Annotated in this window: 9 protein-coding genes; 2 read left to right on the top strand and 7 right to left on the bottom strand. The window is 64.0% G+C overall.

Annotation, left to right across the window (positions count from 1 at the left end; translation table 11 throughout):
- Positions 1 to 2 precede the first annotated feature (2 nt).
- Together AX769_RS22315 and rhaI are read right to left on the bottom strand one after the other, a co-directional pair.
- Positions 3 to 2,051, bottom strand: a complete 2,049-nt coding sequence (locus AX769_RS22315; protein ID WP_066284639.1) for a bifunctional rhamnulose-1-phosphate aldolase/short-chain dehydrogenase — start codon at positions 2,049 to 2,051, stop codon at positions 3 to 5.
- 3 nt (positions 2,052 to 2,054) lie between these two features.
- Complete coding sequence (gene rhaI / locus AX769_RS22320; RefSeq protein ID WP_066284640.1) at positions 2,055 to 3,221, bottom strand: L-rhamnose isomerase; 1,167 nt, start codon at positions 3,219 to 3,221, stop codon at positions 2,055 to 2,057.
- Between the two features lie 150 nt (positions 3,222 to 3,371).
- Here rhaI and AX769_RS22325 point away from each other — a divergent pair, with 150 nt between their 5' ends.
- On the top strand, positions 3,372 to 4,388 hold the full coding sequence (locus AX769_RS22325; RefSeq protein ID WP_082764195.1) for a LacI family DNA-binding transcriptional regulator: 1,017 nt from the start codon (positions 3,372 to 3,374) through the stop codon (positions 4,386 to 4,388).
- A 35-nt stretch (positions 4,389 to 4,423) separates the two neighbouring features.
- Here the strand turns inward: AX769_RS22325 and AX769_RS22330 are convergent, their stop codons facing one another.
- Genes AX769_RS22330 through AX769_RS22350 form a run of 5 tightly spaced genes read right to left on the bottom strand, consistent with a single transcriptional unit; the run spans position 4,424 to position 11,195 of the window.
- The gene (locus AX769_RS22330) at positions 4,424 to 5,428 is read right to left on the bottom strand and encodes a LacI family DNA-binding transcriptional regulator (RefSeq protein WP_066284641.1); all 1,005 of its coding nucleotides are present in this window, start codon (positions 5,426 to 5,428) and stop codon (positions 4,424 to 4,426) included.
- A 53-nt stretch (positions 5,429 to 5,481) separates the two neighbouring features.
- Positions 5,482 to 8,067 (bottom strand): family 78 glycoside hydrolase catalytic domain, encoded by a 2,586-nt coding sequence (locus AX769_RS22335; protein WP_082764196.1) that lies wholly within the window; start codon positions 8,065 to 8,067, stop codon positions 5,482 to 5,484.
- A gap of 57 nt (positions 8,068 to 8,124) precedes the next feature.
- Positions 8,125 to 8,952 (bottom strand): carbohydrate ABC transporter permease, encoded by an 828-nt coding sequence (locus tag AX769_RS22340; RefSeq protein ID WP_066284644.1) that lies wholly within the window; start codon positions 8,950 to 8,952, stop codon positions 8,125 to 8,127.
- A complete protein-coding gene (locus AX769_RS22345; RefSeq protein WP_066284645.1) occupies positions 8,949 to 9,893 on the bottom strand; it encodes a carbohydrate ABC transporter permease in 945 nt (314 codons plus the stop codon). The genes AX769_RS22340 and AX769_RS22345 overlap by 4 nt, the downstream gene beginning before the upstream one ends.
- A gap of 6 nt (positions 9,894 to 9,899) precedes the next feature.
- Positions 9,900 to 11,195, bottom strand: coding sequence for an extracellular solute-binding protein (locus AX769_RS22350; RefSeq protein ID WP_157887905.1), 1,296 nt, complete (start codon positions 11,193 to 11,195; stop codon positions 9,900 to 9,902).
- 400 nt (positions 11,196 to 11,595) lie between these two features.
- On the opposite strand from AX769_RS22350, the gene AX769_RS22355 reads away from it, so the two are divergent.
- On the top strand, positions 11,596 to 14,712 hold the full coding sequence (locus AX769_RS22355) for a family 78 glycoside hydrolase catalytic domain (protein WP_162269034.1): 3,117 nt from the start codon (positions 11,596 to 11,598) through the stop codon (positions 14,710 to 14,712).
- Positions 14,713 to 14,720 lie beyond the last annotated feature (8 nt).

A 14,720-nucleotide genomic window follows, 5' to 3' on the forward strand; every position in this document is an offset into this window, starting at 1 on the left:
GCCTAGCGGAGGAACGCGGCGGCGACGCCCGCGTCGACCGGGATGTGCAGCCCGGTCGTGTGCGACAGGTCACCCGCGGTCAGAACGAACACGGCGTTGGCGACGTTCTCCGGCAGCACCTCGCGCTTGAGCAGGGTTCGCTGAGCGTAGTACTCGCCGAGCTCCTCCTCGGGAACCCCGTAGACGGCGGCGCGCTTGGCGCCCCAGCCGCCGGCGAAGATCCCCGAGCCGCGGACGACCCCGTCGGGGTTGATGCCGTTGACCTTGATGCCGTACTCGCCGAGCTCCGCCGCGAGCAACCGCACCTGGTGCGCCTGGTCGGCCTTCGTCGCCGAGTAGGCGATGTTGTTCGGCCCGGCGAAGACGGAGTTCTTCGACGAGATGTAGATGATGTCGCCGCCGAGCTCCTGGTCGATCAGCACCTTCGCCGCGGCCCTCGATATCAGGAACGAGCCCTTCGCCATGACGTCGTGCTGGAGGTCCCAGTCGGCGACGGTCGTCTCTAGCAGCGACTTCGACAGGCTCAGCCCGGCGTTGTTGACCACGAGGTCCAAGCCACCGAAGGCCAGAAGGACCTCCTGGATGCCGGCCGCGATCTCGTCCTCGCTGGTGACGTTCGCCTGGATCCCGATCGCGACGTCGGTCGAACCGAGTTCCGCGGCGGCGGCCTGCGCCTTCGTCAGGTCGAGGTCGGCGATCGCTACGACCGCCCCCTCGGCGGCGAGGCGGGTCGCGATCGCCTTGCCGATGCCGGACGCGGCGCCGGTCACGAGAGCGATGCGGCCCGCGAGAGCCTTCGGCTTCGGCCGGCGAGCGAGCTTCGCCTCTTCCAGCGCCCAGTACTCGATCCGGAACTTCTCCGCCTCGTCGATGGGAGCGTAGGTCGAGATGCCCTCGGCACCCCGCATGACGTTGATCGCGTTGAGGTAGAACTCTCCCGCGACGCGAGCGGTCTGCTTGTCGGCCCCGTACGAGAACATGCCGAAGCCCGGAATCAGGACGATCGCAGGATCCTGCCCTCGGATCGCGGGCGACGCGTCGTCGGCGTTCCGGTCGTAGTAGGCCTGGTAGTCGGCGCGGTACTCGTCGTGCAGCACCTTGAGGCGCTCGATCGACTCCTCGAGAGTGGCAGTGGACGGTAGATCGAGCAGCAGCGGCTTCACCTTCGTGCGCAGGAAGTGGTCGGGGCACGACGTGCCGAGTGCGGCGAGCCGCGAGTGCTCGGCGTGCGAGAGGAACTCGAGCACGCGAGCGTCGTCGGTGAAGTGGCCGACCTTGACCTCGTCGGTCGAGACCAGACCGCGCAGGACCGGCGCGAGAGCCGCGGCCTTCGCACGGCGAGCCGACCCGTCGAGGGGCGCGTAGCCGTCGAGGGCCGGGCCGAATGGTTCGGCACGGCCGTTGGCGTCGATGTACGCGGCGGCCGTCTGGATGATCCAGAGCGAGTTCGCCTCGGCCTCGTCCGACGTGTCGCCCCAGGCGGTGATGCCGTGACCGCCCAGGATCGTGCCGATCGCCTGCGGGTTCGCCGTCTTGATCGCGGCGATGTCCTCGCCGAGCTGCCAGCCGGGTCGACGCCACGGAACCCAGACGACTCTGTCGCCGAAGATCGTGGTCGTGAGGGCTTCGCCGTCGGCGGAAGTCGCGATCGCGATGCCGGAATCGGGGTGCAGGTGGTCCACGTGCGCGGCGTCGACGAGACCGTGCATGGCCGTGTCGATCGACGGCGCAGCGCCGCCCTTGCCGTGCAGCGTGAAGTCGAACGCCGCCACCATCTCGTCTTCGCGGTCGACGCCCGGGTAGACGTTCGACAGGGCGCGGAGGCGGTCCAGCCGGAGCACGGCCAGGCCGCTCTCTTTCAGGGTGCCGAGGTCGCCGCCGGATCCCTTGACCCAGAGCAGCTCGACCGGCTCACCCGTGACGGGATCGATCTCGGTGCCCTTGGCAGAAGTGTTGCCGCCGGCGTAGTTCGTGTTCGCAGGATCGGAACCGAGCCGGTTCGACCGAGCGATGAGATCCTGCGCCGTCGTGGTGCCCGTGGTCGTGCTCATCGGTCAGGCGCTCCAGCTCAGCTGCTTGCCGCCGACGCGTTCCGCGGCGAGTTTCTGCTGGTGACCCGACTCGGCATACGCCTTCATCGGGTCAGCCGGCAACCCGCGGCTCTCGCGCCACTCGGCCAGAGCCGGACGGACATCGGTGTAGAACGCATCCATCAGGATCCCGTTCGCGCCCAGAACATCATGCGACGCCTGCGCCGCCGCGAGGGCGTCGCCGTCGACGAGCAGCGCGCGCGCCGTCATCTCCTGCACGTTCAGAACCGAGCGGATCTGCCCGGGGATCTTGTCTTCGACGTTGTGGCACTGGTCGAGCATGAATTGCACGGGCGAGCCGACGTCCAGGCCGCCGCCGTTGATCACCTCGAACAGGATCCGGAACAGCTGGAACGGATCCGCCGCGCCCACGATCAGGTCGTCGTCGGCGTAGAAACGCGAGTTGAAGTCGAACGAACCGAGCTTCCCGAGGCGCAGCAGCTGCATCACGATGAACTCGATGTTGGTGCCCGGCGCGTGATGGCCGGTGTCAAGGCACGTGAACGCCTTGTCGCCCAGGGCCGACACCTGCGCGAAGCTGGTGCCCCAGTCCGGAACATCCGTGTGATAGAACGCCGGCTCGAAGAATTTGTACTCCAGTACCAGGCGCTGGTCGTCGCCGAGGCCTGCGTAGATGACGGCGAGCGAGTCGGCGAGGTGATCCTGGCGAGCGCGGAGGCTGTCTTGCCCGGGGTAGTTGGTGCCGTCGGCGAGCCAGATTTTGAGGTCGCGCGACCCGGTCTCGGTCATGATCTCGAGGCACCGCAGGTGGTGGTCGATCGCCTTCTGACGGATGGCCGCGTCGGAGTGCGCGAGGCTTCCGAACTTGTACTCGTCATCCTGGAAGGTGTTGGAGTTGACCGTGCCGAGCTCGACGCCGAGGTCGTTCGCGTACGACTTGAGGCCGGCCCAGTCATCGACGAGGTCCCACGGGATGTGCAGCGCGACCGCGGGAGCGAGGCCGGTCAGCTCGTTGACCTTGGCCGCGTCGGCGATCTTCTCCTCCGGCGTCCGCGGCGTGCCCGGCGTGCCGAAGACCTTGAAGCGGGTGCCCGAGTTGCCGAACGCCCAGCTCGGGAGCTCGATGCCCTGACGCTCGAGGATCGGCGCGATATCGGCGAAATTGGTCATTAGGTATTCCATTCCTACGGTCTGAATCGTTTCAGGTAACTGGGCCTTGATCTTACGGGCGAGAGACCAGTATTTTCAAGTAGTTCTGAAACGATCAAAAAGTCGTCGGTCACATTTCCGGTTTTCGCCGATAGCCACAGAAGGAGACACATGGGGTCGTCGAGCATTCGAGATGTTGCGGCACTCGCTCAAGTGTCGGTGAGCACAGTGTCGAACGTCTTGAACCACCCCGAGAGGGTCTCGCCGACGACCATGCGGCGTGTCCAGGACGCCGCCGCCAAGGTAGGTTTTGTTCGCAGTGATGCTGCTCGTCAACTGGGAAGCGGGGCAAGTGCTTGCATCGGGTTGGTTTTGCCCGACCCTGGTATGCCGTACTACGCGGAATTAGCCCGCGGGGCAGAGCTCGAAGCGGCGCGATCCGGCTTCTCGCTGCTTGTCGGGGCGGCGCATCACGATCTCGAGCGAGAGGGTCTCTACCTCGACTTTTTCCATTCACAACGCGTTCGTGGCATCGTGATGTCGGCGACGGAGAATCCGCGTCGGCTGGAAGAGCTGCGTCGACGAGGAATCTCGGCCGTTCTTATCGATACCGCGGGTCCAGCATCCCCGTTTTCTTCTGTATCTATTGATGATGTCGCGGGAGGTCAGTTGGCGGTTGAGCATCTTCTCGATGAGGGAAAGCGGCGGATTGCGTTCCTCGGAGGCCTTTTATCCTCGGCTCCGGTGGCGGCGCGATTGCGGGGCGCGATGCAGGCAGTAGCAGCCTGTCCCGGTGCGGAGCTTCAGGTCATATCGACGAGTGGCCTGACCGTTCTGGCAGGGCGCTGTGCCGGGGAAGAGATCGCCTCGCGTCCCGCTTGCGAGCGGCCGGACGGCGTTTTTTGCGCCGACGACCTCCTCGGGATCGGCGTGCTACAAGGCCTTTGCGAATTGGCGGAGGTCGCCGTTCCTGGGGAGGTCGCGGTGGTGGGCTTCGACGACATCCCTCTCGCGCAATCGACGGTTATCCCTTTGTCATCGGTCCGGCGACCGGGTGAGATGATCGGTCGGATGAGTGTGGAGCTGCTGCTGGCCGAGGTCGAGGACGGCGCGAGAATTGTTCCGCGGCACATTTCGTGCCTTCCTCGAATTGTCGTTCGGTCATCGACTGTGGCGCGATCGGTGTGACGGATGGCTCCGTCGGGCTGACGTGGCTCAGGCGTTCACGTGGTGCTGTCTCGGATGATGAGTTCCGGTTGCAGCAAGTGGCGACCGTGCTGATGAGCCTCGTCACCATCGATCTCCTCCTCGAGGAGGTCGAGGGCGGCGCGCGCGAGGGATGCGCGCGGCTGACGGATTGTTGTTAGGGGCACGATCGTGGATGCTGCGAAGTCGATGTCGTCGTAGCCGACGATCGCGATGTCGTCCGGCACGGAAAGACGCCCGTCGACGTTGAGGGTTTGGAGCAGGCCGATGGCGAGAAGGTCGTTGGTTGCGAAGACGGCGTCGGGCCGGTCCTGTTCTGGCAGGGCGAGGATACGCTCCGCGACGTTCCGGCCTTCTTCGACGGTGAGGTCGCTTGTTTCCATGATCGACAGGGTGACGTCATGGTTGTCGCGGGCCGCCCGAGAGGCGCCGGCGACGCGGTCGCCGATCTGCGCTAACGGGCCTCCGGCGATGACCAGCCGGCGGCGTCCGGTCTCGATGAGATGCCGTACGGCGAGGTATCCGCCGGCGTCACCGTCGAGGCCGACGGAGCAGACCTCACGGGAGTCGACGTTGCTGTCAAAGAGCACGACGGGTGTCCCGTTCGCACGTAAACGGGCCAACCGCGGGGTCATGCCATGCTGGGGAACGATGAGAAGCCCGCGGACTCGTTGTTCGTCGAACAGGTCGATGTAGCGTTGTTCGCGAGCGGGATTCTGGTCGCTGGAGCCGATGACGACGGTGTGTCCGGCGGTTTCGGCGGCCGCCTCCAGTTCGTGGGCGAGGCCGGCGAAAAAGGGGTTGGCCACGTTGACAACGACTAGGCCGATGGCGGTGCCGCGACCCATGCGCAGTTGCCGAGCGAGGCCGTTGCGGACAAAGCCGAGTTCTTTGATGGTGGCTTGAACCTTGGCCAGGGTTGGCGTGCTGACCTGGTCGGGGTAGTTCAGCACATTGGAGACGGTTCCGACGGACACGCCGGCCGCCCGGGCCACATCACGAATGCCGACGTTGGACCTCATCTCTTCGCTCCTCCGCGTCGGATTTAGTTCGCCAGATGGACGGTCCGGACCCTTCATCCGAGTCGCTGTTGATTTTCTGGCTGAACCAAGGACGCGTCGAACTGTATGTCGCTATTGAAACGGTGGTGTCCGTGTTCGATGCCGTCAAACACGGCACCATCCGGTAACTGTACCGTTGCGGTGACGCCGACCGGGATGTCGACCTCCACATGAAATTGACCGATGCGAGCGGTCCAAGATGTCTGGATCGGGCCGTACGGCGACTCATAGCTCATCCGGGCGCTCGTCACCTCGTCGCTAGGAAGAGGTGCGACGCGCACCTCGCGCGCTCCCGGCGCGACCGGTGAAATGCCGCCAATGTGTTCGTGCATCCAGCTGGCGACGGCGCCGAAGGCGTAATGGTTGAACGAGGTCATCGTCCCGGGGTTGACAGATCCGTCCGGTTGCAAGCTGTCCCATCGTTCCCAGATTGTGGTCGCGCCGAGATCGACCGCGTACAACCACCCCGGGAATTCGCGGTTGGTCAGCATGCGGTAGGCATCATCCGAGCGCCCGATACTCGTCAGCGCTTGCAGGACGACGGGAGTGCCAAGGAATCCGGTGGCAACGGTGAAGCCCTGCGATTCGACAAGTTCCGCAAGGCGACGGCCGGCGAGGTCTTGGATCCTGGGCGCCCGGAGGATCCCCCAGGCCAAGGCCAATGCGTAGACGGTTTGGCAGTCGCTGGCAACCCGACCCTGAGCATCCACGTAATTGTTGCAGAACGCGTCCCTGATGCCGTCCGCCATATCCGCGTACCGCTTGGCATCGCTCGTGTTGTCGAGGACCGCGGCGACTTGAGCAAGGATGTCAGTGGAGTGGAAGAACGATGCCGTGGCGACGACGTCCGGGTCTGCTTGGGCGGCGGCGGGCTCGTCTGGGGGGGCCAGTGGGTCAAGCCAGTCGCCGAGCTGTTCCCCGCCGGTCCACAACAGCGTGTCACCGGCGAGGGATCGCACCCGTTCAACCCATGCGGTCATGCTTGGGTATTGTCGCCGCAACACGTCAAGGTCGCCATAGCGCTGATAGAGCACCCAGGGAACGATGACCGCGGCATCGCCCCATCCGGCCAGGGGCTGCTCCGTGGGGAAAACGCGCGGCACGACGGCGGGGACGGTTCCATCCTCCAGTTGGTCGACGGCGAGGCTTTCTACCCATTCGTTGAGGAAGCGGGAGACGTCGAACAAGGTGGTGGCGGTGGGGGCGAAAACTTGGGCGTCTCCGGTCCAGCCCAGCCTTTCATCTCGTTGAGGACAGTCGGTCGGAATGTCAAGGAAGTTGCCGACCATGCTGTTCACCACATTACGGTGGAGCTGATTCAATCCGGGATGGGAGGTGTCCAAGGATGCTGTTGGGGTGAGGGCGCTTCCCACGACAACCGCCTCGAGGTCCAGAAGGGCACCTTCGGGTAGGCCGCTGATCTCGATGTAGCGGAAACCGTGATAGGTCAGCTGAGGTTCAAGGAACTCGTCGCCCGAGCCGGCGAGGTAGTACCTGTCCGTGGCTTCGGCGGAGCGGAGGGGCCTGACGGAGAGCTCGCCGTTCTCTAGCACCTCGGCATGGCGCACCGTGATCAAATCCCCGTGGTTGCCGCGGACACGGAGCCGAGCCCAGCCCACGACATTGCGGCCGACGTCCGCCACAATTGTCGCGCCCTTACGGCTGATTTGGAGGGGTTTCAGGGCCTCGAGTTCGCGGACGGGTGGTGCGGTCGCGAGCTGCACACGGCCCACTGGGGCGGTCGAATACGTCACCGGGGTCGTCAGCGTCGGCGAGGATGAACGGCGTAAGTCGGTGGTTTGACCGTCGTAGAAATCGTTGGCAAGTACTTGCGAACTTCCGGCGGCCCATGAGTCGTCTGTGCCGATCGTTATCTGGCGGCCATCGGCGTAGGTCAATTCCAGCTGGCAGAGCAACGCGAGGTCGTCGCCGTAGAACGCATCCCGGTGGATTGGGAGCGACGCGATCCGCCCCCGGTACCACCCATTGCCCAACAAAGCTGCGACGTCAACCGGTCCGGCGGAAAGCATTTCCGTGACGTTGTAACTGCGGAAACGGATGAGACGGTCGTACGTCGTCCAGCCCGGCACGAATTGGTCCTCTCCGACGCGCTGACCATTCAGGTAGATCACCGCAATGCCGAGGGCGGACAGGTGCAATCGTGCGGAGGTGAGGCCCTCGTCAACGAGGAAGGTGGTGCCGATGATCGGTGCGGGATCCTGGGACGTGGCACCTGACACGGGGGTGATCCAGTGCGCCGTCCAGTCGGACGGGTCCAGGGGCGAGACTTCGATCGCGGACCCGGGACTCCACTTGCTGAAGGGGCCCTCGCCCGTCACTCGGACCCGGACTGTGACGCGCTCGCGCGCGGCCAGCGTCGGAAAAGGCCATGACACGAGCACTTGCTGGTCGCCATTGAGGGTGGCGGTGCGTCGTCGCCCATCTGCGTAGTGGGCTTCGATCTCGGCCCGGCGCTGCCGCCAACCGGATGGCGCGCCCGTGATCCGCCAGCTCAGCCTTGGCTGGGTCGCATGGACGAATGTCAGCGGGTCCTCAGCTGGTCGGGTGGGTGGGGACGCGTTCGTTTGTTCGATGACCATGGGTGCTAGAATTTGCGGCCGCTCCGCTCGGACGGCAGTGTGTGTCTCCACCAGCTGCTATTCCAATCCGGTGCCGGCGACACCGCGGGCGAACCATTTCTGGAACACCACGAAGACGACCAGCACGGGGACCATGGCGATGACGGCGGCCGCAAATCCCACGGACGGCGAGATGTTCGTGAATTGTGTCGTCGCCAATGGGGCAAGGGCGAGGGTCAGCACTCGAGTGTCAGGGCCGGGAGCAGCGATCTGGGGCCAGATGTAGAGGTTCCAGGCGGTGAGGAAGGTGACCACGGAGTACGCGGCGATGATCGGTCGTGCCAGCGGCAATGCGATCCGGAAGAACGTTTGGAACCAGTTGGCTCCGTCGATTCGTGCCGCTTCGATGAGCCCGTCCGGAAGGGTGGCGAAGAACTGCCGGAACAGCAGCACACCAACGGACGCTTGTCCTGCTACCGGCAGAATCAGCCCGAGGAATGTTCCGACCAGGCCGAGCTGCAAAGTCACGACGAAGGTGGGGATCAGGATGAGGTTCGTTGGCATGAAGATCGGGACGATGAACAAGACGAACACTGCGTTGGCGCCGCGGAACTTGATCTTGGACAAGGCGAAACCAGCCGGCAGGCAGATGAACAGCTGCACGGCGAGGACACCCAGGACAAAGATGAACGTGTTGACGACGGTCCGTAGCGTCAGGTAGTTCCAGGCTTGGGCGAAGTTGTTCCAGATCGGCTTGGATGGCAACAATCGAGGCGGGTATTGCACAATGTCACGGAATGACATCAGGGATCCGGACAGCAGATACAGCATCGGGATCGCAATGATAAGCCCGAAGATGATGATGGTGGTGTAGCGGCCGAGGTGTAAGCGCTTGGCGGTTCTCATCGGTTGACCCTTCTGATCAGGAGTCGGCCTGCCGCGACAATCGCCACCACGACGAGAAGCTGGAAGACCGACAGGGCGCTGGCGTAACCGACGTCTTGGTTGGTGAAGGCCTGCTGGTAGGCGTAGAGGCTGAGGCCCCGGGTGGCGCCGAGAGGACCGCCGTTGGTCATGATGAGCGATACATCCAGGGAGCTCGAGACGAAGTTGATGATTTGAAGGACAGCGACGACGAATGTGGTGCCGGCGACGTTGGGCCAGGTCATGGACCACAGCACTCGCCACGCCCCTGCTCCGTCGAGCGCAGCGGCATCGTAGATGTCAGCTGGCACACGCTGCAGGCCGGACAGGTAGAGCAGGATGACGATCGGCAGCGCCAGCCAAATCATCATGAGCACCAGGCCTGGGACGGCGAGAGCCCCCGTGTGCAGGATGTCCGGTACTGGGACCCCGAAGAGCCTCAGGAATGCCGCGATCGGGCCTTGCCTGGGGTCGTAGATAAACGTCCAGAGAACTGCGGATACCGCCACGGACAGGACCACAGGCACGAAATACAACACTCGGAGCAGCACGACTCCGGGCATGTTCACGTTCACGATGACCGCGAGCACGAAACCTACCAGGACGGTGGGGATTACGCCGAGTAGCACGAACAGTAGGGTCACACCGAGGGATCGCCAGGCCGTAGGGTCCTCGATGAGAGTCGCGAAGTTTGACAGTCCTGTGAAAGTGGGGGTGTCGAAGAAGTTCCACTGGAAAAAGCTCAGGGCGATGCCGGCGAGAGTCGGAACGATGATGAATACAAAAAACAGGACCAGAGCTGGCGTCAGGAGGATCCATGCGGGACCGGTATCGGCTCTGAGGAACTTCCGACGCTTTCGAGGTCCGGGCGCGGGGTGCCGGCTTGTCGCGCCGGCACCCGTCTTCAGACGAAAAGAGGTCATAGCGGTCTAGTTCGACTGGCCGTTGAGCTGCTTCTGAGCTGCCGTGAAGGCGGTCTTGACGGATTCGCCTTTCAGGACGACCTCCTGCACGGCCTGCTGCAGAGCTGGGACGAGTTTCGGCTGAATTGAGGCCGGAAGCACGTCCGGGAGAATTGCCTTCGATACCGAGTACTTCACGGTCGAGACAAAGCTTTTCGGAACGGCGGGAGCGTCCGTCAGCCAGGCACCGTCCTTGATCCCGTTCGACGTGGCTGGGATGACGCCGTCCTGGGAAGCCGCTTTCTCGCCGCCGTTGGTGGAGTAGAACCAGGACATGAACTGGTAGGCGCCCTCTTTGTTGTCTGATTTGGCGCTGATCGACAGGGAATAGGAGCCGCCACCGGTGGTCGGCGTGCCGTTCACTGTGGGGAATGGCAGCAGATCCCAGGTGTCTTTCACCGTTGAGCGCAGGCTCGCCACGCCAGCGGTGGAGAGGGACGTCATCGCGGCCTGCCCGCTGGGGAACAGGTTGTTGTTGTTGGCCTGCGAATACGGTGTTCCGAATTTTTCCGTGTACGGCGCGAGCAACTGTGTCCACGCGGTGATGCCGGCATTGTTGGCGAAGTCGAACTTCTTCGTCGACGGGTCGTAGAGGCTGCTGCCGTACGCTTTCAACGTCGGGTCGTAGTTGAAGAGGCCACTGGCGTCTCCGAGGGGGGTCTTGATGCCGTAAACAGAGCCGCCCGACGCTTTCGTGATCTGCTTGGCGTCGCTGTACATCTCCTGCAGAGTCCAGGTGGACGTCGGAATTGGCACGTCGTACTTCTTGAACAGCGTTTCGTCAACGGCCATGACGCCCGTGTCGGCGCTAACGGGGATGCCCGTGATGGCGCCGCCAACCTTGTACTGGCCGAGGAAGTTGGACTCGAAGCTGGAGGCCTTCAACCCGTCATGGCCGGAATCCAACCAGGGCTTGATGTCGTAAAGCAGGTGGTTGGAATTGAGAGTGGTATTCAGCGAATCGTAATTGAAGATGATGTCCGGCAGAGACTTGCTGAGCCCCTCAGTGACGAGGCCCTGAATGTACGTCGCCTGGTCATCGGGGACCGCTTTGACGGTGACGTTGAACTGTTTGTGGGTCTTGTCGAAATCCTTCGCATAGCGCTGGAACTGGGGTACGAGACCGGAGTTCATGCCGATCGTAATGTTCTTCCCGGCGGCCGTCGAGGACGTGCCGGAACTGCACGCTGCGAGACCCGTTGAAATGATCGCGGCGGCGGCCAGAGCTGCTGTCGCACGGACGATACGTTTTTTGTTGACCACGATGTCAATCCTCCTGGTGTTACGTCGTTGTACGAAAGGACGCACCTGCCTGCGCAGCCCCGCCGGCGCACGCCGGAACTGACTCCTACAGTCTGATACGTTTCAGATCGCCTAACTATGGCAAGTTCGATCTCGCTCGTCAAGCGCGGAAATTATTGCCCCTGGGGAACTGAAAACGCACGGGCTCCGCTCGGCCCGGCGGAACCCCACCAGGGTCATCGAATGATGCTTCGACTTCACCCAGGTAGCACACCAATAGGCATAGTCCGAGATGATCCCCCTGGTTGGGGGCGCCTTCACATGGATTCCTTCTGGCGTATTTACCTGATACGTTTCAGATCGTCGTTGCTGGCTGATGCCCTTGGTGTCGGCATGCTTTCATTGTCGAAAGGTCCACGCTGTGGCTTCTGGTCCCGCCATTTCTCCCGCGCCGGTGCAATTGCGTGTAGACGGTCACGAACCATCCCATGTCGGCCGGCGGTGTGTAGCCGTCATCTCGGTTCCCCGGCCGTATCTGTCGTGGGTGGTTCCGCTCATACGTGATGGTCAGCGGCAGACGGGTTACGAAGTCGCGGTATCGACCACCAGGTCTGCGGGCGCCGAGCCCGATGTGTGGGATAGCGGCCTCATAGAGACCGATCAGAACACGTCCATCGCCTGGGGCGGCTCCCCCGTTCCTCCGCACGCGAAATATTTCTGGAGCGTGCGGACTCGCGACGAATTCGGACGTGTCTCTGACTGGTCCGTTCCTTCGGTGATCGAAAGCGCGGCTTACAGTCTCGGCGATTGGGAGGCCACGTGGATCAGCCCTCCGCCTACGCATGCCGCCGCGGTCACGATTCCCGGTGCTGTCGGTGTGGAGTCAGCGCGCTTGTCGGTTGCGGGCTGGGGCGTCGCCCGGATCCTTATCGGGCAAACGGTGATCAACGACGGGGAAGTTAGCCCTACCGACTCCGCCCTGGCACGGGCGACGTCGCGCACGTATGACGTCACCGACGAGATCCCGGCGGCCCCGTTCACCGTGTCGGTGGTCATGTCGCTGGGCCATTACCGGCACGTTCTCGATCGGCCTCGACTCCTGGCAGAATTACGCATCCACTTCATGGATGGCACGACACAGGTGTTTGGAACCTCCTCCGAGTGGAGATCGGTGCCGACCCAGGTGGTCCAGGATCAGCCTTTTTACCTCGAAGAACATGATCTTCGGGAGGACGACGCCGGTGTCGCTGTACCGGTGGAAGTCACGCTGGCCTCCGCCACACCCCCTCCACCGGTCACCGTAGTTCCCAACGTGGGCCCTCCGGTGCGTGACACCCGCCGGGTCAAAGCGGCCTGGCTCAGCGCACCTGCCCATGGTGTGCGGGTTTTCGATCTCGGAGAAAATGTGGCCGGGCGTGTGGTTCTCGACCTGGGCCCGCTTCCCCCCGGAACTCGGGTGACGTCCACCCAAGGTGAGAAGCTCGACGCAAGCGGACGGGTGGACACCACCAACATCCGTCTCCCCGACGATCGGGATCGACAGCGGCAGGTGTTTGCCGTCATCAGCGCCGGCGCACCGGCGGTCGTCAGCCCATGGTTCGCCATCCATGGCTTCCGGTACGTCGAAGTTGCCGGCCTGCCCCAGGGAGCCGACGTCCGCGTTCACGCTCGAGTGATCCACTCCGACGCCGAACGCACAGGACATGTAACCACGTCCGTCCCGGAACTTGACGCTGTCGTCGACTACGCCTTCCGGACGCAACTCAACAACACGCACGGGATGCCGGAGGACTGCCCGACCCGGGAGCAGGGCGGCTGGACCGGCGACGCGTCCGTGTCGGCAGAGGCGGCTCTGGCCCACCTGGACCTCAGCGGCATGTACCAGAATTGGCTCGCCGACGTCGCCCTGGAGGCGGACAAAGACGGCGGCATTCCCGGGATTGCACCTCAACTGAACGGGGAATTCGGGGCTCAGCCGGCAGATCCCGTATGGGGGTCGGCCATGACCGAGATCCCCTGGCAGATATGGCAAGCGACCGGAGAGACGTGGCGCTTCGAGTCGCTGCTGCCGACCATGCGCCAGTGGGCGGACTGGCAATTAGCGACTCTCGTGGACGGGGTTGTGCGTCGATCCGGGATCAGCTTCGGAGCGGACTGGCTCGCACCCGTGCAAACTCCACCAGTCGTCCTGCAAACCGGCGCTGTCATCGTCTCGCTTCGCCAACTCGCCGACCTCGAAGGAGCGAGCGGGAACACCGCCGCCGCAATCACCCGTCGCGCTCAAGCCGCACACGTCGTCCAGGGTGCGCGGAAACACCTGCGGGATCTTCTGAACGGCATCTGGGGCAATGATTCTCAAGGTTCCTCGGCGACGGCCCTTGTGTCCGGGATGGCCCCTGATGAGGACGTCGACGGGCTGCGGGCTCGGTTGCGAGCTGACGTTCGAGACCGCGGCGATCGCCTGTCGACGGGGTTCGCCGCGACCCGCTCCGCCGTGCGTGCCCTGGCAGGTGCCGATGGAGGGTCGTCCCTGCTCGACGCCGTTCTCCAAAAGCACCAGCCGGGCATCGGGTCGATGCTGGTGGACGGACCGGGAACGTTCTGGGAGACGTGGTGGATCGACGACGACAACATCGGCGTCGCCTCGCTTGACCACATCGGGCTCGGGGCGCCCTACGCCGCCTGGGTCTGGCGCGACGTCGCCGGACTGCGACCCCTCGAGCCCGGGTTTCGACGGTTCGCGGTCGCGCCGCGGCTCACCAGCCGCGTCACCTCGGCGTCATTCACCCGGGAAACGCCCCGCGGAACCATCCGCGCCGACTGGTCTGTCGACAGCGGCCGCTTCACCTGCCAGGTGACCGTGCCGGTCGGATCCGTCGCCGAAGTCCGCATCCCTGGCGGCGACATTATCGAGGTCGGCTCCGGCACGCATACAGTCGCCGGAATCACGACGACTATCGAGCCCGACCCGCCGCAACGCCCTCCCCTGAGGCACGAATACTCAGGCGAACAGTGGCTATCCGACGGCATTCTGACCTCTTGGGAACCGTGCGGAGAAACGACGGTGACCATCGAGCCGGGCGCCCCGATCTGCGCCCCGGTGTACCACGAGCCCATCCCGGGCCCGACCTTGGATATCGTCGTCCCCGATTTCGTAGCCGACGAAGATGACGTCGTCGTGTTCCGCCCGAACGCGCCCCTGAATCTCACATCGGCCTCCTTCCTCTACGCCCACTTCGACACCGACAACTCCCGCATCATCGGACGCGCCATCCGCATCTTCCTGCGGGTGCGATCCGCGAACGGGTCGATCCGGGAAGAACAAGCGCGCCCGCTGCCGATCGCCTGGAACCGCGTTGCCGTCGACGTCAGCTCTTGGGAGGACCGCAGCGACATCACCGAGATCGCTGTGGGTGTCCGATGGTCCGACGAGCCCGACACGGCATTCGGCCCTTACCTCCCCCTACCGCCGGCCCCGCGACGCTTCGACTACCGCCTGGGGCGCATCGGGTGGAGCGCCGGGCCCATTACGTACTGACCGCTCCC

This window comes from Frondihabitans sp. PAMC 28766, from assembly GCF_001577365.1.
Classification (GTDB): Bacteria; Actinomycetota; Actinomycetes; order Actinomycetales; family Microbacteriaceae; genus Frondihabitans.